At 33.8% G+C, this 24,442-nt stretch carries 20 protein-coding genes and 1 riboswitch; of the genes, 14 read left to right on the top strand and 6 right to left on the bottom strand.

Features of this window, described 5'->3' with window-relative positions; all coding sequences use genetic code 11:
* Nucleotides 1-179 precede the first annotated feature (179 nt).
* A complete protein-coding gene (gene yihI / locus A9G25_RS03850; RefSeq protein WP_065589274.1) occupies nt 180-680 on the bottom strand; it encodes a Der GTPase-activating protein YihI in 501 nt (166 codons plus the stop codon).
* 168 nt (nt 681-848) lie between these two features.
* On the opposite strand from yihI, the gene coaA reads away from it, so the two are divergent.
* From coaA to cspE, 12 genes are all read left to right on the top strand, one after another.
* The gene (coaA, locus tag A9G25_RS03855) at nt 849-1,784 is read left to right on the top strand and encodes a type I pantothenate kinase (RefSeq protein ID WP_065589273.1); all 936 of its coding nucleotides are present in this window, start codon (nt 849-851) and stop codon (nt 1,782-1,784) included.
* 17 nt (nt 1,785-1,801) lie between these two features.
* A complete protein-coding gene (locus A9G25_RS03860) occupies nt 1,802-2,239 on the top strand; it encodes a DUF1090 domain-containing protein (RefSeq protein WP_176701070.1) in 438 nt (145 codons plus the stop codon).
* A gap of 113 nt (nt 2,240-2,352) precedes the next feature.
* The gene (locus tag A9G25_RS03865; RefSeq protein WP_065625812.1) at nt 2,353-3,453 is read left to right on the top strand and encodes an AAA family ATPase; all 1,101 of its coding nucleotides are present in this window, start codon (nt 2,353-2,355) and stop codon (nt 3,451-3,453) included.
* A 19-nt stretch (nt 3,454-3,472) separates the two neighbouring features.
* Complete coding sequence (locus A9G25_RS03870; RefSeq protein ID WP_141674990.1) at nt 3,473-3,877, top strand: bpX5 domain-containing protein; 405 nt, start codon at nt 3,473-3,475, stop codon at nt 3,875-3,877.
* Nucleotides 3,867-5,630 carry a hypothetical protein gene (locus A9G25_RS03875; protein WP_065625813.1) on the top strand — a complete coding sequence of 588 codons (1,764 nt, stop codon included), beginning with the start codon at nt 3,867-3,869 and terminating at the stop codon, nt 5,628-5,630. The genes A9G25_RS03870 and A9G25_RS03875 overlap by 11 nt, the downstream gene beginning before the upstream one ends.
* A 3-nt stretch (nt 5,631-5,633) precedes the next feature.
* On the top strand, nt 5,634-8,714 hold the full coding sequence (locus A9G25_RS03880; protein WP_065625814.1) for a bpX6 domain-containing protein: 3,081 nt from the start codon (nt 5,634-5,636) through the stop codon (nt 8,712-8,714).
* 81 nt (nt 8,715-8,795) lie between these two features.
* Nucleotides 8,796-8,840, top strand: a riboswitch (PreQ1 riboswitch).
* A gap of 3 nt (nt 8,841-8,843) precedes the next feature.
* Complete coding sequence (gene queF, locus A9G25_RS03885; RefSeq protein ID WP_065625815.1) at nt 8,844-9,317, top strand: preQ(1) synthase; 474 nt, start codon at nt 8,844-8,846, stop codon at nt 9,315-9,317.
* 27 nt (nt 9,318-9,344) lie between these two features.
* The gene (queC, locus tag A9G25_RS03890) at nt 9,345-10,001 is read left to right on the top strand and encodes a 7-cyano-7-deazaguanine synthase QueC (protein ID WP_065625816.1); all 657 of its coding nucleotides are present in this window, start codon (nt 9,345-9,347) and stop codon (nt 9,999-10,001) included.
* Nucleotides 10,002-10,051: 50 nt separating this feature from the next.
* Nucleotides 10,052-10,732 carry a 7-cyano-7-deazaguanine/7-aminomethyl-7-deazaguanine transporter gene (locus tag A9G25_RS03895; protein ID WP_065625817.1) on the top strand — a complete coding sequence of 227 codons (681 nt, stop codon included), beginning with the start codon at nt 10,052-10,054 and terminating at the stop codon, nt 10,730-10,732.
* A gap of 515 nt (nt 10,733-11,247) precedes the next feature.
* The gene (locus A9G25_RS03900; protein WP_141674991.1) at nt 11,248-12,684 is read left to right on the top strand and encodes a hypothetical protein; all 1,437 of its coding nucleotides are present in this window, start codon (nt 11,248-11,250) and stop codon (nt 12,682-12,684) included.
* Between the two features lie 340 nt (nt 12,685-13,024).
* Nucleotides 13,025-13,834, top strand: a complete 810-nt coding sequence (gene proC / locus A9G25_RS03905) for a pyrroline-5-carboxylate reductase (RefSeq protein WP_065625819.1) — start codon at nt 13,025-13,027, stop codon at nt 13,832-13,834.
* Nucleotides 13,835-14,136: 302 nt separating this feature from the next.
* Nucleotides 14,137-14,346: a transcription antiterminator/RNA stability regulator CspE gene (gene cspE / locus A9G25_RS03910; protein ID WP_065589950.1), complete on the top strand. Its 210-nt coding sequence runs from the start codon at nt 14,137-14,139 to the stop codon at nt 14,344-14,346.
* Between the two features lie 425 nt (nt 14,347-14,771).
* Here the strand turns inward: cspE and A9G25_RS03915 are convergent, their stop codons facing one another.
* The 3 genes from A9G25_RS03915 to A9G25_RS03925 form a co-directional block, all read right to left on the bottom strand.
* The gene (locus tag A9G25_RS03915; RefSeq protein ID WP_065625820.1) at nt 14,772-15,254 is read right to left on the bottom strand and encodes a thermonuclease family protein; all 483 of its coding nucleotides are present in this window, start codon (nt 15,252-15,254) and stop codon (nt 14,772-14,774) included.
* A gap of 136 nt (nt 15,255-15,390) precedes the next feature.
* A complete protein-coding gene (gene fabA, locus A9G25_RS03920) occupies nt 15,391-15,912 on the bottom strand; it encodes a bifunctional 3-hydroxydecanoyl-ACP dehydratase/trans-2-decenoyl-ACP isomerase (RefSeq protein WP_065625821.1) in 522 nt (173 codons plus the stop codon).
* A gap of 117 nt (nt 15,913-16,029) precedes the next feature.
* Entirely contained in the window at nt 16,030-17,802 is a 1,773-nt protein-coding gene (locus tag A9G25_RS03925) for an AAA family ATPase (protein ID WP_218057527.1), read from the bottom strand.
* Nucleotides 17,803-17,991: 189 nt separating this feature from the next.
* On the opposite strand from A9G25_RS03925, the gene A9G25_RS03930 reads away from it, so the two are divergent.
* The gene (locus tag A9G25_RS03930) at nt 17,992-19,764 is read left to right on the top strand and encodes a DUF3413 domain-containing protein (RefSeq protein ID WP_065625822.1); all 1,773 of its coding nucleotides are present in this window, start codon (nt 17,992-17,994) and stop codon (nt 19,762-19,764) included.
* A gap of 37 nt (nt 19,765-19,801) precedes the next feature.
* Here the strand turns inward: A9G25_RS03930 and lipA are convergent, their stop codons facing one another.
* Both lipA and lipB read right to left on the bottom strand, forming a co-directional pair.
* Nucleotides 19,802-20,761, bottom strand: a complete 960-nt coding sequence (gene lipA / locus A9G25_RS03935; protein ID WP_065625823.1) for a lipoyl synthase — start codon at nt 20,759-20,761, stop codon at nt 19,802-19,804.
* A gap of 10 nt (nt 20,762-20,771) precedes the next feature.
* The gene (gene lipB / locus A9G25_RS03940; RefSeq protein ID WP_065625824.1) at nt 20,772-21,392 is read right to left on the bottom strand and encodes a lipoyl(octanoyl) transferase LipB; all 621 of its coding nucleotides are present in this window, start codon (nt 21,390-21,392) and stop codon (nt 20,772-20,774) included.
* A gap of 376 nt (nt 21,393-21,768) precedes the next feature.
* Here lipB and aceE point away from each other — a divergent pair, with 376 nt between their 5' ends.
* On the top strand, nt 21,769-24,435 hold the full coding sequence (aceE, locus tag A9G25_RS03945; protein ID WP_034909932.1) for a pyruvate dehydrogenase (acetyl-transferring), homodimeric type: 2,667 nt from the start codon (nt 21,769-21,771) through the stop codon (nt 24,433-24,435).
* The last annotated feature ends 7 nt before the right edge of the window (nt 24,436-24,442 follow it).

Consider the following 24,442-nt stretch of genomic DNA (forward strand, 5'->3'; position numbering starts at 1 on the left):
ATATAAACTTAACATAATTAATATTGGCACTATGAATTGCTCACTTTTAATTATTAATTGACTGAATAAAAGTAATGGATTCTAAGTTTAAATTATCAGTAGGAATATTACTTTTGGATGATATTCCTACTCATATCAAGACACATACTATCACGATTGCTAATTATATTTTCCTATTATTAGTTTCGTTTTAATAAACTAACAATATCTTCTTTCTTTTCGTCTAATTCATCAAAATCATCAAAGTCGTCATCAGTATAACCAAGCTCTTGCATCAGTTCATCGATACGATTCAATTTGCTATCAAGATAAATTTGTTGATCTTTAGTGAGTTTGGCTTTTTGCTCGACTAGATCAAGTAACATATCTAATTTTGGATCGTTCTCTAATTGTTCTAATTCTTGTTGAGGTGATAAAATCGTTTTAATTGTTTTAGATTGTTTAACAGGTTTTTCTATATTGTTAGAATCTTCGACAATTAAAGAAATAGGTTTTTTGCTCCCCACTCTTGGATCTTTGGTTGTTTTTGTCGAATTTTTATTTTTATTATTATTTAGTTTATTAAAGCGAGAGCCACTTGGTAAACCTTTGTGTTTGCGTTTACGCTTCAGTTCCCGAGATTCTTCATTAATCTCTTGACGGCTTTTTTTAGCTTTCTGTTTTGATTTATTTTTTAACATAAAATCTCTGTCTAATATTAGGGTTAATCATTTTACAAACGTATTTTATCAGTAAGTCCAAAATATAGCTATGATGAAGACGTCATGCTAATTTAAGATTGTAAAAAAATAAATTTATGTATAATCTGAGCCGAATAAATTTGTTAGACCGAATTAGAGAACAATAAAATGAAAAATCACTTAAGCCCTTATCTGAAATTCAATCGTCAAGAATGGGCTAGCTTACGTAATACGGTACCAATGACTTTAACAGCAGAAGAATTAGTTTCGTTACAAGGTATTAATGAAGATTTATCCATGGATGAAGTGAGTGAAATTTATTTACCTTTATCTAGATTACTTAATTATTACATCAGCAATAATTTTAATCGGCAAGCTGTTTTATCTAAATTCTTAGGTAAAAGTCAAAAAACACCTTACATTATTGGCATTGCAGGCAGTGTTGCTGTAGGTAAAAGTACTACCGCTAGAGTACTACAAGCATTATTAACCCGTTGGCCTGAACATCGCAAAGTATCTTTGGTAACAACTGATGGTTTTTTATATCCAAATAGATATCTTGAAGAACATGGAATAATGAATAAAAAAGGGTTTCCTCAGTCTTACGATATAAAAAAATTGCTTAATTTTGTTGCTGATATAAAATCAGGACAGGCACAAGTTAAAGCACCCGTTTATTCTCATTTAGTTTATGATATTGTCGAAGATGAAGAAATCGTTATTGATAGTCCTGACATTTTGATTCTTGAAGGTTTGAATGTACTGCAAAGTACGCTGAATTATCCACAAGCGAATAATCGTGTTTTTGTTTCGGATTATGTCGATTTTTCAATTTATGTTGATGCTGATATGTCATTATTACATGATTGGTATGTAAATCGGTTTTTAAAATTTAGGGAGGGTGCATTTAGCGATCCTAACTCTTATTTTAATCACTACTCAAAACTTCCAGAACATGAAGCTACAAATATTGCCAATCGTATTTGGCGAGAAATTAATGAATTAAATTTAGTTGAAAATATTTTACCTACAAAAGAACGAGCGAACCTTATTCTAACTAAAGGTAAAGATCATAAAGTCAATTGTGTTCAATTAAGAAAATAATTTAAAAAAGGATGAATATGAAACTATTAATAAAATCAACTAATAAATTAATCTTTTTTACATTAATGATTATCACCTTTATGTCTAGTGTGTATGCTTTAAATCATGAAGAATATCAAGGTGTAACTTGTTTTAGTAAAAAGCAACGCATTGAAAAACAAATTGATTACTCAAAAAAGAATGGTAACTTTTACCGAATTCAAGGGCTTGAAAAAGCGTTACACGATATCAATACGTATTGCAATGATGATGACTTAGAAGCTAAATATAAACAAAAAATGATTGAAAAAACTAAAAAAGTTACCGAAAAAGAACAAGATTTAGCTAAGGCGCTATCAAAAGGTGATCCCCAAAAAATAGCTAAACAAAAACTAAAATTAAATAATGCTCAAAAAGAATTGAGCGAAGCTAAAACTAAATTAGCTGAATTTTATGAAGAAATTAAAGCAGAATAAGAATATATTTTTCTGGAAAACATCTGTATTATAATCGATGATTCAAATTCATATTTGAATCATTTTTTAAATTTAATAACGGTAAAGAATATAAAAAGATATAGATAAATATAATGGAAAATTCATCTAAAATTCGGCAATGTATTAAAGCTGCTACTCAAGGCTTTATTGGTCGTGAACAACTTGCTGAACTTATCATTTTAGCTGCTATTGCTAAAGAACATTTATTAATAATTGGTGCACCAGGTACGGCAAAGAGTGCAGTAGTAAGGCGCATAGCAAAAACGATCAATGGCCAATATTTTGAGTATTTGTTAGGCAGATTTACCGAACCTTCAGAACTTTTTGGAACGGTTGATCTTAAAAAACTTCGAGAAGGGACGGTTGAAACTGATACGACAGGCATGTTACCAGAAGCTGAAATCGTTTTTTTAGATGAAGTGTTTTTAGGATCAACCGCAATTTTAAATACATTGTTAGGTATTTTAAATGAGCGTCAATTTCGGCGAGGTCACACGCAAATTGCATGCCCATTAAAAATTTGTATCGGTGCCTCAAATAGCTTGCCTGACGATGAAGGGCTAGCTGCTTTTGCAGATCGTTTTTTACTTCACCTTTTTGTTGATCCCATAGCCGATAACTTGATTGAAGATATGCTCGTTGGCGGTTGGCAAGCTGAATATGCCGAAATTAATCCATCTTTATCATTGAATGAACTTGCTGATTTAAGTGAGCAAGTCAAAGATGTCAATCTAGATAAAATTTTCTCGCCTTTTGCTGATGCAATTCGATTATTAAGGCAAAATGGTATTTTTTTATCAGATCGGCGTGTGGTCAAAACATTAAAACTTATTGCCACCGCAGCTTTAGTCAATGGCCGATTGGAGGCAGGAAAACAAGATTTATGGCCACTGTTTTATGTCTTACCAACTATTGATATGCAGCAAAGAGGGCAAGAAATATTAAAAGATGTCTTTACTCTATCAAATAATTCTCAACTGTTTTATGCCCCTGAATCAGCCGTTCAACAACCCAATGCCCGTTTAGAAAGATTGATCGAAATGGCGACAAATTGCTTGAATAACGGTAATGATAATATTGACATTAATCATATTGAAAGTATATTACGAGAAATTGATGCAAATTATTCAAGTGAAACGATTCCAGCACAACTAAAACCATTTCGAGCTCAACTCATTAAGTTAATTAGTTAAAATGCATAACCATCTTAATATGCCATGGCATTGGGAACAAAATAGCGATATAACAGCACCGATTGCTGTCGTGGCTTGGTATGGAGTTGTTCAACGCTTATTAACTTATCTTGCACAGAATTTGAATAAATATGATTTATCCCAATATCAATTTGTGAAAGGTACTGATTTTTTAGTGATTATTGGGAAAACATCATTATTACCTTGGGTTGATGGTGTGCAATACGCGATGTTTGATAGGCAAGAACCAAGGCTTTGGTTACCATGTCATGCTAAACCTTCAATATCCCCAATTCTTTTAGCCAAGGCAATTTGTCATAAATTTGAACGAGAACTAGTGCTTTTATGGGATCAACCGAAAGCTGTTATTCCTTTAGAAAGACAGTGGCCATTAACCAAAGAGTTTCTTGAACATGCCATATAATCCATTACCTAAACCATTTAAAGCTTGGCAACCTTGGTTATCTTGGTTTGATGAAAGCTTACAGCCACTTGTTGCTGATTTATTGTTGCAACTTAATAACGTATTAGGGCCAGTAAAAAAAAGTCAATGGAATGAGCAAAAATTACTTTCTGGTTTAGGTGATTTGCGTAAACGGGGTAGTTACGAGCATTTGCTAACTAGTGAATGGTTAATAGCAGAAGAAGAGCCTGATGAGTTTATTCGTCGAGTAGTGAGCTGTGAGCAATTATTTTTGACGCCAATGCAAGAAAAGTCCAAAGCAAATGGCGTGATAATTGCACTCTTTGATTGTGGCACCTTACAATTAGGCGCACCGCGCCTTGTTCATTTGATTTTGATGTTATTGTTAGATATCCGTTCCCATCGTCAGCATAGCAAGTTTTATTGGGGGAGCATACCGCATCCCTCCAAATTACACTTATTTAATGATATTAGCGATCTAAAATTGTTACTAAATAAAAGAAAAATCGTGCTAACAACTGATGAAATGTATCACCAGTGGGATGATTATCTTCAACAATCTGGACAAAATTATGATGAATGTTGGTTAATTGGTGCAAATCACTCATTGAACTCGTTTTCTACTCACCAAGTGAATATTGAGCGATTAATCAAATCGCAAGAAAAGCTATCAGTATCAATAAACAGCAACACAACGGCAAGGCAATGTTATTTAACCTTGCCCAATGAGATTTTTTGCACAAAGATGTTATCGGGTCAATTTACTAGCGACAGCCACTACGCAGAAATAATAAAACAGTCTGCAGTCCCGATTAATCTTGACTTTAATCCCATTATTTCGGCAAATGGTAATCATATTTTGACTTTTAATCGTGATGGTAGCGTTGCTTATTGTATTACCTTGTCGTCTCCTTATTTGCTTAAAAAAAGTTGTCGAATTCAATACCATACCTTAAAAAGCACAATATTGGGGATCGATTTACAAGGTAAGCGCATTGTTGCTTTGATCCACGAACAAGAAAGGCTATCACTATGGCAAGCCCATAATGGACAGTTTGAATTGGCCGAAGAGCTAAATATAGACCAAAATAGGCCATTAAGATCATTTATTGCACTTAATGGTGTTCAGGGATCAGTGTTTATGCTTATTGATTCCGATCATTCACTTTATTGTTTATGTTTCTTACCTAAAAAGAAAGAAGTCGTATCACTAAAGACTATTGCTAACAATGTTGTTGCATTATTTAAATTAAATGACAATGCAGCTTATTATTGTTATTTCGATGAGCAAGGGCTGCTATGTCTGAAAGATTACAATGTCGGCCGTTTCTATCGTTTGGGCGGCATTAAAAATCAGGCTAATTTGCAATATCTTCTTACGGCTGAACATTTATGGTTAAAAGGTTTTGGTCGACTCGCTATTGGATCAGAACAACAGTGGCGAGTGTTTACAAATCAACACGAATCGGTAAATGTAACCATACCTAATGATTGGTTAGTATTTGGATTGTTTTATGATTTACACAGTGATGAAACTCACTTTTTAGTCATAGACCAAGATAAAAAGCAAATAGCACTATTTGACTATGTGAATAATCAGACGAATATCTGCTTACGTTCCCCACATAAAATTGTCAGTTACAGTTACAACTCATTTGCGAAAGCGTTTTCAATTACCGATGAAAACGGAAGCTTAATGCTATATTCATTTATCACCCAATCGATTCGATTAAAATTAAATAAAGCTGATTGATATATGGAAAACACGACTGATTTTATTCGATCCCCCACCTTAAAAGGTACTCAAGCTGTAGCGGGAATTTGGTTTCCTACTCATTGGTTTGATAATGAACGGCGCCGGCGTTTAGTAATAAAATATTATTTTTTAGGATGTGAAATTTATCAATTTGAGCAAGGCGATTTACTTAAATTTCCTACAGAAAAAACGCTCCATTGCGAACAGCTGGAAGGCTGGCCTTTAATTTATCAAAATGGATTATTGTGTTCGACAAAACTATCCAAAATAGATAATCGACAATTCTATCAAGCTGATTTGTTATTGATTACAGGCAATCATATTTCGACTTACTACTTTAGCGATGCAGTAAACATTGATCCATCGCTATGGGTTGATTTAAATGACTACCCATTGCTTGAAACCAAAAGCTACAGCCTTAATAGCATCTACCAAGCGTTGCCAGAACTCATTATTGAAAGTAAATCAATGGCTCAAATATTTGATGGCAAAATACCATCACCTAGTCCAAAACTGATGGCATTTATAGAACAAGAAAAACAAAAAGCTGAGCAATCCCCCCCCAAGCAAAATGTAACATCGAAGCCACCTTGCAAATGGAGTGAGAGTAAACTATGGTTATTGTGTATTGTTATCTTTTTAGTCTTATTCCTGTTTTTTTATATTGCTAAGCAAAGCAGAAATTTACTTTTTGAACTTGAGGATAGCACTTATGTTTTAAAAGTTGTATTTTTGTTTATTGTTTTCCTATTTTCTGTTTTTATAAACATCAAACTTGTAATAGAGCTATTTAAATTGATAAAAGATAGAAAACAAGGCATTAATTCAAACAAGATTGTTGTTAAACCGTCTCTATATTGTGCTAAAAAGCTGGACGATGGACTACAAAATAATAAAGACCGCTATGTTCAGACAAGCAACCATACTTACTCAACCTATTGTGTTGATAATATCGAGCCATCTCAATTTATTTCTTTTAATGGTCAATTAGATGATCAGGTAAGCAGCAAAAATAGTATCGCAAACACCACCTCAATAGCGAACCATACTAATAGTATCCCTGAACGACGGCATAATCATAACCGCAAGCCAAGTCGTTGGCGTAATTACTTATCATTATTTTCAATGGTGTTAAAATTGGATCGTTTAATTGCTTTTCGACAAAGTCATTATCTTGAAACCATGATAAAAAAGTTTGAAAAAGGCAATTTAGAAGACGCCTTACGCTATGCCATTCCACTAGGTGCCAACAACGACTCAACCACACAATCTTTTGGCACTCCAAAACCGCGTAATAAATTATCATTGAGTGAATCAGTTTACAGCAATTCATTTAACATTTATCTGGACAAAAAATTTCACCAATATTTACAATCTCTTTACCTTCAAAGCTTTGAAAAGCTAGCAAAAGAAAACAAAACAGAACAAGCTGTTTATGTCCTAGTCGAATTATTAAACAACTTACAAGAAGGGCTGGCGTTTTTAGAAGAACGCAAACTTTACAAGCAAGCAATGGAGTTAGCCATAGCCAGAGACGCCGACCCTGAACAAATTGTTAAACTCTGCTGTCTAGCAAATGATTGGGATAAAGCAATTATGATAGCAAGGCGAGACAATATTTTTGCCAACGCCATATTAATACTTGAAAAGACAAACCAACAGGTCGCAAATAAATTAAGGCTAGAATGGGCAAACACTTTGGCTGAAAAAGCAGAATGGCTTGCTGCAATTGACGCAATTTGGCCTTTAACGCAGTATCGACACCTTGCTGAGCAGTGGTTTAACTATGTTGACCCACTTAATCCAAAAGCGATAGTCAAACGCTTTATTTTAAAACCAGGTGATGCACTTGATAAGCTAGAAGACAGCTTAGCAATCATAAAAAACACCCCTAATTACTATCAAAAAAGGCTAGACATAGCGCAAGAAATAATAGCCCAACAAAAGTATGCTGAAAGCCTAAAAAGCTTGTTGGGTGTATTAATCAACGCCATTGTGCTTGATGTTGTCACTTATCCCAACACACTCACAACAGTTGATATAGCAAGACTAATTGCATTTACGCAAGATCAATCAACCCGTGTGGATATACCGATTTCGTCATTAGCATCATTGAAATTGGTCAAACCATGTTCATTAGTCGAATCCACAATAACGCAATATTACCGTTGTCCTGAAGTAGGGCATAGAGCAATTTATAGCATGGTAGCATTGACGGATGACCGCTATTTATTAGCGTTAGGTCAAGCAGGTATAATTATTGTTGATCACACAAGTAAACAACGAGCACATTTTATGATCGCGGCAGATAAATTGGTCATTTCTGATAATAAAATGCAAGTGTTAGCATTGGCTGAGTGTGGTGATTATTATCGTATACACAAAGTTGATTTAAGTACTAAAAAAACGGTTGATCTAGGTATTATTAAATTTCAACGTTGTCATGACGAATTTGACGGTATCAATTGGACAATCATCAATAATAATTGTATTGAAGTAATCGACATCAGCACCAAACTATCGGTTGTATGGCGCGTTGACCTATCACCAAACCAAATTGAACAAATAGCAAGAAATCAAAATGATGAAATGTACTTAACGTTAACGCCAAATGACGAAATTGAAGAATTCCATTATAGCCGTTCTAACCATTACTTAACATATCGAGATAATGTTGATATTGAACAGGGTTTAAGTAAAATCGCGAGCAGTAAAAATCAAGGTGTTTTGTTGTTTAAATATGATAAAGCAAGCCAACGAATACAGTTTAAACCAAGAAATTACCGCTATCATCAATATAACGAAATTCCGCTAAATGTATCGCAAGAACAGTTCGACACTATGGGCATATTATCGGTTGATTATTTAACCATTTTAGTGATAAAACGGCTGAACGATCCAGCTTGTGATATTTATTTTTATCATTATCTAAGCAACAGTTTCAAAATGATCATCGATTGGCATAGCTCAGATCAGCTTTCTATTTTTTGTGGCATAAACGAATGTTGCCTATTTGATAAACATGGACGAGGATTACACATTAACGTCAATGAAAACAAAGTAACATCATTGTCAATTTAACATCAATCCACGCCCACTGACCCAAATGGATAAGGCCCAAGCACTAGACTTTTTTATTTAAAAAGAGTATGGTGTGCGCCTTATTACGTGGTTCGTGAACCTCCCACGCTAAAAAACTAAGGAAAAATAATGAGTAAAATTACACTACTAGGCGATCAGTCTGTTCGCTATCCAACAACCTATTGTCCTGAAATACTTGAAACGTTCGACAATAAACACCCGAATAACGATTATTTTGTTAAATTTAATTGCCCAGAATTTACTAGCCTTTGTCCTATCACAGGGCAACCTGATTTTGCGACAATTTATATTTCGTATGTGCCCAATATTAAAATGGTCGAAAGCAAATCATTAAAACTCTACCTATTTAGCTTCCGTAATCATGGCGACTACCACGAAGATTGCATTAATATCATCATGAAAGACCTGATTAAACTAATGGATCCCAAATATATCGAAGTCTGGGGAAAATTCACTCCGCGAGGTGGCATTTCGATTGATCCTTATGCCAATTATGGCCAATCAGGTACTCATTGGGAACAAGTTGCGGCTAATCGATTAGCCAATCACGACATGTATCCAGAAAAAGTGGATAATCGCTAATCTAATCTATCCTAACAGGAACAGTTAATGCAAACTCGTAAAGCACTAGTTATATTTTCTGGTGGGCAAGACTCAACCACTTGCTTACTGCAAGCCATTGCTGATTATGGACGTGAAAACGTTCAGGCAATCAGTTTTCGCTATGGTCAACGCCACGCAATAGAGCTTGAAAAAGCCAAATGGATCGCTGATGATCTTGGTATTAAGCAAACTTTTATTGATACTTCAGTTATCAAACAAACTACAAATAATGCGTTGATTGATGACGCTCAAGAAATTAAAGCCGCTCAAGATGGTGATTACCCCAATACCTTTGTTGATGGGCGTAATATGCTTTTTTTACTTTTGGCTGGCTGTCATGCAAAGCAACAAGGAATTTCTGACATTATTATTGGAGTTTGTGAAACCGATTTTAGTGGTTATCCAGATTGCCGTGATGTCTTTATTAAATCAATGAATGTATCAATGAATTTAGCCATGGACTATGCGTTTAATCTCATCACGCCACTGATGTATTTGACAAAAGCGCAAACGTGGGAAATGGCTGATAAACTAGGTTATCTTGATTATGTCCAAAAACATACCCATACCTGTTATTACGGTGTTGAAGGGGGATGTAGTAAGTGTCCAAGTTGTTTATTGCGCAATAAGGGCTTACAAGAATATATGGCTCAAGCTAAATAAATTAATTCATTCATCATTGGGTTCTCTCACCCCATTAAAAAGGAAAAAATATGTACTTAAATGTTCATTCAGAATCGATAGAAAAAAGTTTTACCCGTAAACAAAAGCAAAAAGCGCTTTACTGGTTGGCTTTTTTTCACATATTGGTTATTGCTTCAAGCAATTATTTAGTCCAAATCCCATTCGAAATTTTTGGTTTTCAAACAACTTGGGGGGCATTCACTTTTCCGTTTATCTTTTTAACTACCGATCTGACTATTCGAATTTATGGTGCTAGTTTAGCCAGAAAAATCATTTTTGTGGTAATGATTCCTGCATTGTTATTTTCATACCTGATTTCGGTACTATTTTTTGAAACCCATTGGGTTGGATTATCAGCATTGACGGAATTTAATAGCTTCGTATTTCGAATTGCATTGGCAAGTTTTGCCGCTTATTTAGTTGGACAACTAATGGATATTACTGTTTTTAACTATTTAAGAAAAAACAAATCATGGTGGGTTGCCCCAACAGCATCAGCAATATTTGGTAATGGTATTGATACTATTGTCTTTTTTGCTATCGCATTTTATCAAAGTAACGATGAATTTATGGCAAATCATTGGATCGAAATTTCGTTAATGGACTATAGTTTTAAAATTCTAATTTGCGGATTATTCTTTTTGCCACTTTATGGTGTCATTCTGAATTTTATCCTAAAAAAGTTAGTCGCAATGCCTAAAAGTAGCTAATTATTATAATCAATCTTTTATTTAATTACCTTAACAAACATAAAGCTCATTAATTATTTTAAATGAGTTTTATGTTTAATATTGAATAATCACTTATAAAACTTGGTATATTATTGATTTTATTTTTAAAGAGAAAATAAAATTTCTAACTACTTAAAACTTTCATTCAAAGTTTAAGTAACAGCATTCTTAACAAAGCTTTACAAAAAACCCGCCAAAAAACTAGCCAATTATTTTCAAAGCAGTTATAATTTCATCGATCTTTAAATAAAAGCTCGCTAAATAAGCAAATAATCATAAAAATTCAAATAAAACAAAATATTACTTGACAGGTGAAACGAAATGCAGTACCATTTTAGGCACAAGGCACAAGGCACAAGCACTGGCAAACTTATGTCTTAAATTTATCAAATAATCCTATTCGACGAGTTTTTGCACGAAACTCATTTATATCATCGAAATTATCTCTCGAATTATTATCGAAATTATTCACAAAATTATTTTCAAAAATCCCATTGGCATTAGCGCCGTTGTTATTATTGCCGTACTCATTAGAATCACAGGCATTATCGGCTACTACTTCTAATTACATTCAAGGTACTGCGCCTTATGTAACATTTGATGGTGGTGCAACCCATGCAGATTCAGTTATTCCCTTGTTATCAATAACCTTACCAGGAAACAAAATTGTTAATGCATTAAATGATAGCTCTAGCATGGAAACGCCAATCGTGTTAGATAAACTTTCAGCTACTTTTACTGATATCAAAACATTAGTACCTCATAGGGATTATCCAGAAGTATTGACCGATAAAGTTATTGATGACAATGGTTATTGGAAGGATGATGATGGCGATACACTCCATCGTGTCAATTCAAGTAAATTAAAAATTAAATGGCAGAATTTATATGGTCAAGATATTACTAATTATGTGAAGGATAACTCAGATAAAGCATTAAATGGCTGTGATGCACCTTATCAATTGACGTTAGAAGCGGAAGATGTGAGCATTAAGACAGAATATGGTATTCCTTCTGAAAGTGATAAATTTACTGGAAATAGGCATACCTATTATCTTTATCCCAAAATGGATAAACCACAATTTTGTTATGCTATGCCTAACTTAGAATATGATTGGCATTCAAATGATATACCTTACGATGGTGCAGTTTCTTCTCTTAACGATCCGCATGGTGATTGGAATAAATATAGAGGGTTTTATGCTTATAATCCAGCGAATCCTGGAGCAAACTTTCCAACCACAGGCTCTCATAATTTATTTTTTTACTTGAGTGTTGCAGGAATGAAAGCGCAAGATATAGTAAATAAAAATGGTCGAACAATTTCGACGGGAGGGGTAACATTAACGTTAAATGCTGAAAATAAGCTACCTACAGGGCTTATAAAAATTAACTTAACGGGTCCTAAGGAGAGTAATCCTGGTTCTTTTATTCCTTCAACATTTTATTTACACGATAAAAACAATAACCCATTGTATAATTTTAGATTAGAGCGTTGGTATGTAGCTAAAAAAGGCGGTGCAGGGGGTTATCAAAATGGAGTTGCGTTTTGTAATAACTTTAATGGTGGTGGGTATCGTATGCCCAAAGTGCTTGATTTTACCAATGCAAGGCGTGGCGTTGTGGATTGGCAAAATGGTATAACAGATGAAAGCTATTTACGAAAAATTAGTTATAAAGTGAATGGTTATTGGATGGGTGGGTTATTTAGCGAATGGGGACGTATGACTCAGATTTACTATAAAGATAGTGATTGGGAATATTTTCGTGTTGGAGAACCTTCTTGGGGGGATATAAGAGGGTATTATTGGACATCAGATTCATATCAAAAAGCGTACAATTACAATTTCGTTGTAGAGACAAATACAGGTATTGTTGGTGGTAGAGATCATTCGGATCAAGACTATAGAGTAGCCTGCGTTACACCTTAGTTTGCAGCTACCATCTAAAACACGTCTAATCATGGTTATTTAGGCAAGAAAGAACTAAATTTTTTGCCTAGATAGCCAATAAAATTCGCATTGATGTAAACTAAGAATTAATATGGTTGCTAATTAGTTTTTAAACAACACGCCAGCAAATGCTACTTTTATTACTTAAAAAGTAAAATGTCTAACAAATATTGAGCACACTCTTTAATAGAAATTAACCTTAGATTTAAAATACTTATAAATATAGTTAACAATAAACTAGATTGTTAAAAAGTGGGTTTTGTATCAAAAAATATTCTATAATTGTAAAAAAGCATTGATATTAAAAGGCGATAAATAAATGGAACAAAAAATTGGTTTTATTGGTTTAGGTAACATGGGGAATGCCATATTGCAAGGTATTTTGGGTAGTAATATTGTGCCGGGAACCCAAATTTATGTTTATGATCATCATCCAGAAAAGGGGCAAGTTCTTAATCAAACTTATTCAGTAAATAATCTTGATTCAGCAAGAGATGTTGCTCGTGAAGCCGATATAGTTTTTGTTGCGGTTAAGCCTAATGTGATTGTTGATGTACTTGTTGATATTCAAAAAGAATTAAAGAAAAATACCATCGTTATTTCAATTGCGGCAGGTGTTACCATTAAAACAATTGCCAAATGCGTGGGTTATGAGCAAAAAATTATACGAGTTATGCCTAACACACCAGCCCTTGTTAATGCCGCTATGTGTTCAATTACCCCTAATACCGAAATTACCGATGAAGAATTGTCTATTGTTCAACAATTATTAAATTGTATTGGTGAAACGGAAGTTGTTCCTGAAGATTTAATTGACGCAGTTATTGGCGCAAGTGGATCTTCCCCTGCTTTTGTGTTTATGTTTATTGAAGCATTAGCTGATGGTGCGGTTAAAGGCGGATTATCAAGAAAACAAGCTTACAAGTTTGCTGCCCAAGCAGTTTTAGGATCGGCAAAACTATTATTAGAAACAGGTAAACATCCAGGTGAATTAAAAGATATGGTCTGCTCACCTGCGGGTACAACCATTGAAGGTGTGCAAATACTTGAAGGTAAAGGATTTAGATCGGCTGTTATTGATGCAGTGGAAGCAACGATAAAAAAATCTCAAATAATGGGAAAAGATTAATATGATAAAATTTATAATGTTATATCTTTAAATTAGCATTATGGATTATTTTTAATAATATAATAAGCAATCTTTTAAAAAGATTGCTTGCATTAGTAAGCTAATTATGAGTAAATAGACCCAAGCATACAACATGCGGATTTATTTTGTAACATTTCGATATATGTAGTTTGTAGTTTATTATACCTTAGAGATTAGTTTTCTTTAGTATATTCTTCTTAGTGTTAATAAGTAATCTAGGTTTTATGTTTTTGAATAAGCCCTTTAGGGGCTAAAGTTAATTTATTTATAGGAAGATTATTATGTCTAAGAAAACTGGTCAAGTAAAATGGTTTAACGAAAGTAAAGGTTTTGGTTTCATTTCTCCCGCTGATGGTAGCAAAGATGTATTTGTACATTTCTCTGCAATTTCTGGCGATGGATTCAAAACATTAGGTGAAGGTCAACAAGTAGAGTTTTCTATTCAAGATAGCCCTCGAGGACCTTCTGCTGCTGATGTTAGTGTAATCTAATTCTTTTATTATCTTATCAGCATTTGCTGATAAGATTTATGTATTTCCACCCAAAAATTCTTCACTGCATCCTAGTTATTTTATAATATTCAAATTATTTTTTAATACGTTATCAATGAAATGTAATAAAAGATAAAAAATTAGTGTTTTTATGGCGCCTTCAGGCATTTTTTCAGTAGCTATGGCTGATTTATCTAAAGTTTGTAAAAAAAAATTATAAAATTAATAGGCTACTCAAAACTAGCCCTGATGATTTAGCAATTAAGTAACAAACTGACATAATCAAACAAAGCTTAGAATATAATAAACAATAGATTTCTGCACTACCCGCCGATAATCAAGAAGTAGACTGTAAACTAGTATTGGTTCACATTGACATATTGAAGCTTCACTCCCCCTAACAAATAGGTATTTTATAAGGCGCCTCATTTGTTATTATGTCGAAAATCCCAAGGAGCTATTGGATGTTTATCTTTCCATAATCCTTTTTTGTTTTGTTTTGCTCTGGTCTCTAATTTTACCATCATTTTGTTATTAGCTACCCCTTTATAACGATATGCCCAAGCATAACCTTGTTCGACCATTTTGGCATTGATATTAACTTTATTTAAAAAAATAGTACCTAAGGTTCTTTTATAGATATCTTTTTTGTTTTCTTTAACAAAAACATTTTTGCCGGCAACGAGTGACGCTAAATATTTCCGTGATACATTACCATAGGCTTGTTTACTTTCAGGTGCATCGATATCAAGCAAACGAACACGGATTTTTTGTTTTTTGATAGTTAAGATATCAACTGTATCACCATCAATTACTTTGACAACTTTACCATTGAAATCAGCATAAACTAGTGTGTTTGATAAAAAAAATAAAATAATACAAATAAATAAAGGTTTTAAATGATTCATTATGAATAAAAAATTATAAAAATTTGTAGCATTATACAGGATTTTTCATGCTATAACTAAATATGGACTTGATAAAAAAGAGATGATGTCAACCTTACTTGTATTTAATAAGGCTGACAGAATGAGTAGCTTTAAATTAAAAAGCGTTGGTATCTTGGAATAGACCTACTTTTAAATCAGAGGCTTGGTAAATAAGCTTACCATCAACAAAAACTTCGCCATCACCGATACCCATAATTAATTTGCGATTAATTACACGTTTGAAATGGATTTTATAGGTTACTTTTTTATTAGTTGGTAGTACTTGGCCAGTAAATTTTACCTCACCAACACCTAAAGCTCGGCCTTTCCCTTTACCACCAATCCAACCTAAATAAAATCCAACTAATTGCCACATAGCATCAAGCCCTAGGCAACCAGGCATAACTGGATCGTTTTTAAAATGACATTTAAAAAACCATAAATCAGGATTAATATCAAGTTCAGCTTCAACAAAACCTTTGCCAAAGTTACCTCCGTCCTCATTCATTTCGATAATACGATCCATCATTAACATTAAATCAGATGGTAATGGTGGTCCATCATGACCAAATAACTCATTATTTCCTGATTTAATCAGATCTGCTTTATCGTACGAAGATTTACGTTCAAATGTCATAAAAAAACCTTTTATTTAATGTAAATTAAAACATGTTTTGAAAAATTAAAAGTTACCTAACTTTCTTTTTCTATTCCGTAATTAATAAAATTTTGAACCAAAGTTTATTTGGTATTGTTACTTTTTGCAATATTTTTGCCATCTACTTAACCAACTATCTTGTTTTTTGTCCTGCAATAATATTGCCTGCATACGTGCATGAATCAACTGGTAAAGATTAATGCTATTTTTATCTTTATAAGGAATACCTGTTAGTAGATAAAGCGCATCAGCAACATGTTCAACAGACCATATTGAAAACTTTCCTTGATCGATTGCTTCAATAACATCATCATTTAAACTTAAATGGCGTTGATTAGTGGCTGGAATAATTACACCTTGTTGTCCAGTTAAACCTTGCTGTTTACAAACAGCAAAAAATCCTTCAATTTTTTCGTTCACTCCACCAATTGATTGGACATGACCAAATTGATCTACTGAACCAGTAACAGCCAATTGTTGATCAATAGGTTGCTGTGACAAAGCGCTAATTATTGCACAAAGCCCAGCAAGTGAAGCACTGTCACCATCAATTTCACTGTAAGATTGTTCAAACACTAAAGAAGTTGAAAAAGGTAATTGATGATTGATAGCAAATTCAGACATAATAAATGCCTGCATTATCATCATTCCTTTTGAGTGAATATTACCAGCTAATTCTGTTTTGCGTTCTATATCAATTATCTCTCCATCTCCAAAATGAATAAGACAACTTAGACGAGTGGGTTCACCAATCGCTTTTGGGTACCCAGGGTATTCAATTACTGATAATCCGTTTATTTGTCCAACAACTTGATCTTTAGTATTAATCATTATTTGATTACTAAATATTTCCTCATGTAGCCTTTCTTGCAGATAATTTTCATGCCATGATTTTTGCTTTATAGCAGAAGCGATGGCTGATTCATCAATTACACTATTTTGCATAAAGTGTGTAGCATTAACTAATAGCGAATTAATCCAATCTACCGAAAGAGGGAGGTAATGTTGATTACCAGTATAGCGAGTAGCTTCTTTGTAAATTTTTGCAAAAGCCAAGGTATCAATTTCAGGTAATTGTTGTTTGTTAGCGATAAATTTTAAGTAATTAACCCAGTGTCCTATTTGCTCGGGTGAGTTGATTGGTAATTCATTTTCAAATTCAGTATAAATAGAAGTTGAATAAAATTCAGGTTCGAGATCTTGTAATTCTGCTAAACTTAATCTATCCCCAACTAAAATAATTCGTAAATCAAGTGGCATAGGAGGAATAGACAAAGGTAAAGGATGAGATTCGTCAGCTGAAACCCATTCAAACTCTTGCTTTATTACCATTTGTTTTAGTTTAGACCATAACAATGGTTGGCTAAGTAGTGAGCGAAGGCCTAAAATTAAAATGCCACCATTAGCACGATGAACAAGTCCAGCTTGTAATTTTATAGGGCTATTTTCAGGTTGTCTAACACAACCAAATAGTTTTTCACTATCAACAGATGATGCAAATAAACAATTGTCTTGGGCTGCAAAATTATCTTGTTTGCTCTTTGCATTGGTCAGCGTAATTTTACTTTCGCTAAAAAAATAACTATAGCCTAATGAAGGTGAAGATAAATCAGATTTAATGGATTGTCTTAGTAAATCAAAAAAAAGCTCACTTTCAGGCGCTTTAAGCAACATAAAGCGTGGGCTATAACATACTCTTTTGGGTGGGCATAACAGTGCTAAGGCAGAGGCCACACGTGGTTGCCACATGAGTAAATGTTCTGATTTTTCTGATGCTAATGATATTGAATTATTAGTTTTGTTTCTAAGTTCAGAAATATAGGATAAATCAGGCTGGATCTGTTTTGCGTCGAGTTGTTTAATTGCCAAAGTTTTTATCTTTTTGTTAACTTATTTCATTTTGAAATTATAACAAGTATCCGATGTATCGCCAACAAATTACCAAAATCTTTATGGTAGCAAATAAAAAATTTACAGAAAGATTTTTTAAAATCAGGTAAACTAAAACATAATTTATTGTTTATTTATCTTAATAATCACCATTAGCAACGACTTAATATGCTCAAAATCAAAAATACTTACTTCAAAGACTATCGTGCCTCACAAATTGTTAGTTGGGGGCATTGGTTTACGTTGTTTAATATTTTTGTTGTAATTTTACTAGGTAGTCAATATTTATTTATTGCAGATTGGCCTCGTACTTTTATGGGCCGATTTTATGCAATCATTAGTGCAATCGGGCATTTCAGCTATTTGACCTTTATTGCTTATTTGATTCTGCTTTTTCCGTTAAGTTTTTTCATTCATTCATCTCGATGGCAAAGGATTATAGCAACTGTTTTTGCAACAGTAGGTCTTTCATTACTAATTATTGATATTGAAGTTTTTTCGCATTTTAGAATGCACCTTAATTTATCTATTTGGCAATTATTTTCATCGCAAAAAGTTACTTATTTAAGTACGGTATTTATTGCTATTCCGTTTATTTTGTTAATTGAAATTTTATTTTCGGTATGGAGCTGGAAAAAATTACGTAGCTTAAGTAAACGTAAACGCTATGCAAAGCCCGTAGTAATTCTTTTTATTCTTTGTTTCGTTGCCTCACATTTGATTCATATCTGGGCTGATGCTAATTTTTATCGACCAATTACTATGCAACGCTCAAGTCTTCCTCTTTCTTATCCTTTAACTGCTCGCCATTTTCTTGAGCGCTATGGTTTTATTAAAGAAAATGGTTATCGTGATCGTGTTGCTCAAGAAGGGAATCCTTTTGCGATGGCAATTGAATATCCGTTGGGAAGTATTGTTTATAATCAAAAGCCAATAAAAAATAATGTGTTAATGATTGTTATTGACGGGTGGAATACTAATTTATTAACTAAACATATGCCGTGGTTAAATGAGTTTTCTCAAGATAATATTTTCTTTGCTAATCATTATGGTGCAAGTAATCAATCCTATTTAAATGATTTTTCATTGTTTTATGGATTAGATCCTAACTACTATAATAGTATTCTTGTTGGACATAAACCGTCTGTATTGCTTGATGTCGTTACAAAACAGCACTACAACTTAGGTCTATTTTCGGAAGATGGTTTTGCTGAGCCTTTATATCGTTCAGCTTTGTTATCTAATTTTTCAATACCACAACCTAAAAAACAATCTAATAAACAAATAACAGAAAACTGGAGGGCTTGGCATGAAGAACAAAATAGCCTTGCTAATCATGCACCTTTGTTTTCTATAATCCAATATTCATTGGGTAGTAAAAATAAAAAAATCACGATTTCTGATCTTCAATCAGAAGCTAAAAAGTTAGATCAATATATCGAATCATTAATTGCATATTTAAGATTATCTAATGCCTATGATGATACGATTATTGTTATTACTGGTTCGAATGATATTAAAATTGACGAGGTGAAGAAAGTAGCATCACGCAATACAAGTAGCGACTTTAAGAGAGAATCATTAAAAGTACCATTGATTATATCATGGCCACATAAAGAAAGTACCCAAATAACAGAAGCAACTTCGCAAACTGATATTATGCTTACATTAATGCAAGACGCATTTTATGTTACTACGCCACCTCAACAATACAGTCAAGGTAAAAACCTATTTACTCGAAAACCTAGACAATGGCTAGTTGCTGGTGATGAAAATACTATAGCTGCACTTTATGATGATAAAACGGTTGTTTTAGATGCTTTTGGTCGTTCTAAAATTTATGATATTAATGGTAAATTGCAAAAAGAAGAAAAAATTAGCTTACCAATCTTTTTGCAAATCATCACTGAAAATCGCCGTTTTATGGTTGTGGATAATTGATTTAGCTTTTGAATAGAATAATAAAAAGAGGTGAAGATTACTTCACTTCTTTGCCCATTGCTTGTAAATCGGCATGATAAGATGAGCGTACAAATGGCCCACAAGCTGCATGAGTGAATCCCATATTTAATGCCGTTTGCTTTAATTCTTCAAACTCTTGTGGTGAAACATAACGTTCCACTGGTAAATGATATTTACTTGGTTGTAAATATTGACCAAGCGTTAACATAGTAACACCATGACTGCGTAGATCTTTTAACACTTGAATTAATTCTTGATTTGTTTCGCCAAGTCCTACCATCAAACCAGATTTTGTAGGAATTTCAGGATGTCGTTCTTTAAATGCTGCCAGTAATTTAAGTGACCCTTCATAGTTAGCGCCAGGGCGAATTCTCTTATATAAGCGAGGTATATTTTCTAAATTATGATTAAATACATCAGGTGGATTATTACTTAAGACATCAATTGCTTCATCAATACAACCACGAAAATCAGGTGTTAATGTTTCAACCTTTATATTTGGGTTTAATGCTCTGATTTCTCGAGTACAATTAGCAAAATGGCTAGCTCCACCATCTTTTAAATCATCCCTATCAACCGAGGTAATGACAACATAACGTAAATTCATTTCTTGAATGGTTTGCGCTAGCTTAATTGGTTCTTTACTGTCTGGCGGTAATGGTCTACCATGAGCTACATCACAAAATGGGCAACGGCGGGTACAAATATCGCCCAAAATCATAAAAGTAGCCGTGCCATGATTAAAACATTCAGCCAAATTAGGGCAAGACGCTTCTTCACAGACTGAATGTAATCCATGTTTGCGCATGGTGTTTTTAATATGTGCTATATTATCAGAGTGAGCAGATAATTTAATTCGCATCCATTCAGGTTTTTTTAGTGGTGCGACATCTTCTAATGTTACAGTTGGAATTAAGCGTGTCTTGTCTGCATCGCGATATTTTGAACTTCTGATTATTGTTTCATTATTTTGCATAATTGGTATCTTATCTTTGAGGTAACTGCTTAATAAAATTATTAGTTAATAGTTGTTTTATCTCTTTATGATTAATTTGAGAGACATATTCTTTTAGTTGCGTCATCTGTAATCCAGCGTAGCCACAAGGGTTAATGTTATTAAAAGGGGAAAGATCCATATCAACATTGAATGCTAGTCCATGTAAAGTACAACCTCGACTAATATGCAGCCCAAGTGAGCAAATTTTTTTTTCATTAATATAAACTCCCGGCGCATCAGACTTTGCATGAGCTATAATACCATAATGGAGCAATGTTTGAATGACACTATTTTCTAAATAACTAACTACATCTCGGATACCTATCTTAAGTCTTTTTAAATCAAATAAAATATACATGATTTGTTGACCTGGAGCATGGTAAGTAATTTGACCACCGCGATCGGTCTGAATAACAGGGATATTTGTCTGATTTAATAAATGTTCAGCTTTACCAACTTTACCTTGGGTAAATACAGGCTCATGTTCGACTAACCAGATTTCATCAAGAGAATGCTCATTACGTCGTTTTGTAAAGTCATGCATAGCTTGATAGGTATACACATATGGTTTAATTTTTAAGTCTTTGATTATGACATTATTAATGGTCATAGTTTTTTCTGTTGCCTTCAAGTAATGCTACCGAAATTTTTACAATTATATAACAGATTTTGTAATAACTTGACAACTTGTAGTTATTCTCAGTATAGCTGTTAGAAATAATATTTAAATTTAGTATTAATTAAAATTTATTTATTTATCAGATAAATACCATTTATTTTATTATTAGTATTGAAATAGTTGATTAATTTGATAGGAAGTAACATTCTTTTCAAAGAGGTAGTTTGCTTTACTTTTTTTTTTAAAATGGCAGACTGATATTAATGAAGCTCCGTAATGCAGAGTTTAAGCTTTTTTAGCTACGTTTTTTAATGTAATTAAGAATAGCAAATAATGCATTTTTCTAAACAAAAAAAGAGGTTTTTATATGTCGGACATGCAAATGAATGATGTCGATCCCATTGAAACACAAGATTGGCTCAAAAGTGTTGAGTCTATTATTCGAGAAGAAGGAATCGAACGTGCACAGTATATTATTGAACAAATAGTTAATAAGGCGAGAGATGGAGGTGTTCCAGTACTTTTTGGATCTTCAACAAGTAATTATGTCAATACTATTCCAGTAGAAGAGCAACCTGCTTATCCTGGTGATTGGGAAATAGAAAGACGTATTCGTTCAATTGTCCGTTGGAATGCAATTATGATGGTGTTACGAGCTTCAAAGAAAGATTTAGAGCTTGGTGGCCATATGGCATCGTTCCAATCTGCAGCTACTTTTTATGAAGTCTGTTTTAACCACTTTTTCCGTGCTCGTAATGAAAAAGATGGCGGTGATTTAATTTACTTCCAAGGGCACATCTCACCAGGTATTTACTCTCGAGCCTTTATTGAAGGACGTTTAACCGAAGAGCAGTTAGATAATTTCCGTCAAGAAGTTCATGGTAAAGGTTTACCATCATACCCTCATCCTAAATTGCTTCCAGAATTTTGGCAATTTCCAACAGTATCGATGGGGCTTGGTCCTGTTAATGCTATTTATCAAGCACGTTTTTTAAAATATTTAGAAAATCGTGGGTTGAAAGATACTTCTGAACAAACTGTTTATGCTTTCTTAGGTGATGGTGAGATGGATGAGCCAGAATCAAAAGGGGCAATTACCGTTGCAACACGTGAAAAACTAGATAATTTAGTTTTTGTTATCAACTGTAATTTACAACGTTTAGATGGTCCAGTAACGGGTAATGGTAAAATTATTAATGAACTAGAAGGTGTATTTGCTGGTGCTGGTTGGAATGTAATTAAAGTTCTTTGGGGCGACCGTTGGGATAAACTTCTACAAAAAGATAAATCTGGTAAGTTAATTCGACTAATGAATGAAACACTTGATGGTGATTATCAAACATTAAAATCAAAAGACGGTGCTTATGTTCGCGAGCATTTTTTTGGAAAATACCCTGAAACTGCTGAATTAGTTAAAGATATGTCTGATGAAGAAATCTTTAGATTAAACCGTGGTGGTCAAGATCCAGCTAAAATGTTTGCTGCATTCCAACGAGCAAAAGAAACTAAAGATCGTCCAACTGTTATTCTTGCTCACACCATAAAAGGTTATGGTATGGGGGCTGCTGCTGAAGCAAAAAATATCGCTCATCAAGTGAAAAAAATGAATATGGATGGCGTGCGTCATGTTCGCGATTTCTTCAATATTCCAGTGACAGATGAAGCACTTGAAAAATTACCATACATCAAATTTGAGGAACACACGCCAGAATACAAATACATTCATGAGCGTCGTGAAGCGTTACATGGTTATGTACCATCTAGATTAACTCATTTTTCAGGAACTGTTTCGATTCCTCCATTAAGTGAATTTGCTTCATTACTTGAAGCTCAATCGAAAGAAATATCAACCACTATAGCATTTGTCCGTGCACTTAATATTATGCTTAAGGATAAAGAACTTGCTCCACGTTTAGTACCTATTCTAGCTGATGAAGCACGTACTTTTGGTATGGAAGGTTTATTCCGTCAAATTGGTATTTATAATCCACACGGTCAACAATATACACCACAAGATAAAGAGCAAGTGGCTTATTACCGTGAAGATGAGAAAGGTCAAATTCTTCAAGAAGGAATTAATGAATGTGGTGCAACGGCTTCTTGGATTGCTGCGGCAACTTCATATAGCACAAATGATTTTCCAATGATTCCATTCTACATTTACTATTCAATGTTTGGATTCCAGCGTATTGGTGATCTAATGTGGGCAGCAGGTGATCAACAAGCACGTGGATTTATGATTGGTGGAACCTCTGGTCGAACAACGCTAAATGGCGAAGGTCTACAACACCAAGATGGCCACAGTCACATTCAAGCATTAACCATCCCTAACTGTATATCATATGATCCTGCTTATGCTTATGAAGTTGCGGTAATCATGCAAGACGGTTTACGTCGCATGTATGGTGAACAAGAAAACGTTTACTACTATATTACAACTCTCAATGAAAACTACGCACAACCAGCAATGCCAGAAGGTGCAGAAGAGGGCATTCGACGAGGTATTTATAAACTAGATACCGTTGAGGGTCAAAAAGGCAAACCGACTGTTCAGTTACTAGGTTCAGGCTCTATTTTACGCCATGTTCGTGAAGCGGCTGAAATCTTAGCTAAAAATTATGGTATTAGCTCAGAAGTTTATAGCGTAACATCATTTACTGAACTTGCTCGTGATGGTCAAGATTGTGAACGATATAATATGTTACATCCAAGTGAAACACCAAAAGTGCCTTATGTTGCACAAATTATGAATAACAATCCAGCGGTGGTTTCAACTGATTATATGAAATTGTTTGCTGAGCAAATTCGTGGATTTGTACCTGCTGAAAGTTATCGAGTGCTCGGTACTGACGGGTTTGGTCGCAGTGATAGCCGTGAAAATTTACGTCATCACTTTGAAGTCGATGCATCTTATGTTGTGGTTGCAGCATTGGGTGAACTTGCTAAACGTGGCGATATTGAAGTTAGCGTTGTTGAAGATGCGATCAAAAAATTCGAAATCAATGCCGATAAACTTAATCCACGAATTGCATAAGAGGTTA

The sequence above is a fragment of the Gilliamella sp. Bif1-4 genome (genome assembly GCF_001690535.1).
Taxonomy (GTDB): domain Bacteria; phylum Pseudomonadota; class Gammaproteobacteria; order Enterobacterales; family Orbaceae; genus Gilliamella; species Gilliamella bombi.

Coding starts and splice junctions, on each gene's coding strand:
- yihI (WP_065589274.1), bottom strand. CDS start 680: ATGTTAAAAAATAAATCAAAACAGAAAGCTAAAAAAAGCCGTCAAGAG.
- coaA (WP_065589273.1), top strand. CDS start 849: ATGAAAAATCACTTAAGCCCTTATCTGAAATTCAATCGTCAAGAATGG.
- A9G25_RS03860 (WP_176701070.1), top strand. CDS start 1,802: ATGAAACTATTAATAAAATCAACTAATAAATTAATCTTTTTTACATTA.
- A9G25_RS03865 (WP_065625812.1), top strand. CDS start 2,353: ATGGAAAATTCATCTAAAATTCGGCAATGTATTAAAGCTGCTACTCAA.
- A9G25_RS03870 (WP_141674990.1), top strand. CDS start 3,473: ATGCCATGGCATTGGGAACAAAATAGCGATATAACAGCACCGATTGCT.
- A9G25_RS03875 (WP_065625813.1), top strand. CDS start 3,867: ATGCCATATAATCCATTACCTAAACCATTTAAAGCTTGGCAACCTTGG.
- A9G25_RS03880 (WP_065625814.1), top strand. CDS start 5,634: ATGGAAAACACGACTGATTTTATTCGATCCCCCACCTTAAAAGGTACT.
- queF (WP_065625815.1), top strand. CDS start 8,844: ATGAGTAAAATTACACTACTAGGCGATCAGTCTGTTCGCTATCCAACA.
- queC (WP_065625816.1), top strand. CDS start 9,345: ATGCAAACTCGTAAAGCACTAGTTATATTTTCTGGTGGGCAAGACTCA.
- A9G25_RS03895 (WP_065625817.1), top strand. CDS start 10,052: ATGTACTTAAATGTTCATTCAGAATCGATAGAAAAAAGTTTTACCCGT.
- proC (WP_065625819.1), top strand. CDS start 13,025: ATGGAACAAAAAATTGGTTTTATTGGTTTAGGTAACATGGGGAATGCC.
- cspE (WP_065589950.1), top strand. CDS start 14,137: ATGTCTAAGAAAACTGGTCAAGTAAAATGGTTTAACGAAAGTAAAGGT.
- A9G25_RS03915 (WP_065625820.1), bottom strand. CDS start 15,254: ATGAATCATTTAAAACCTTTATTTATTTGTATTATTTTATTTTTTTTA.
- fabA (WP_065625821.1), bottom strand. CDS start 15,912: ATGACATTTGAACGTAAATCTTCGTACGATAAAGCAGATCTGATTAAA.
- A9G25_RS03930 (WP_065625822.1), top strand. CDS start 17,992: ATGCTCAAAATCAAAAATACTTACTTCAAAGACTATCGTGCCTCACAA.
- lipA (WP_065625823.1), bottom strand. CDS start 20,761: ATGCAAAATAATGAAACAATAATCAGAAGTTCAAAATATCGCGATGCA.
- lipB (WP_065625824.1), bottom strand. CDS start 21,392: ATGACCATTAATAATGTCATAATCAAAGACTTAAAAATTAAACCATAT.
- aceE (WP_034909932.1), top strand. CDS start 21,769: ATGTCGGACATGCAAATGAATGATGTCGATCCCATTGAAACACAAGAT.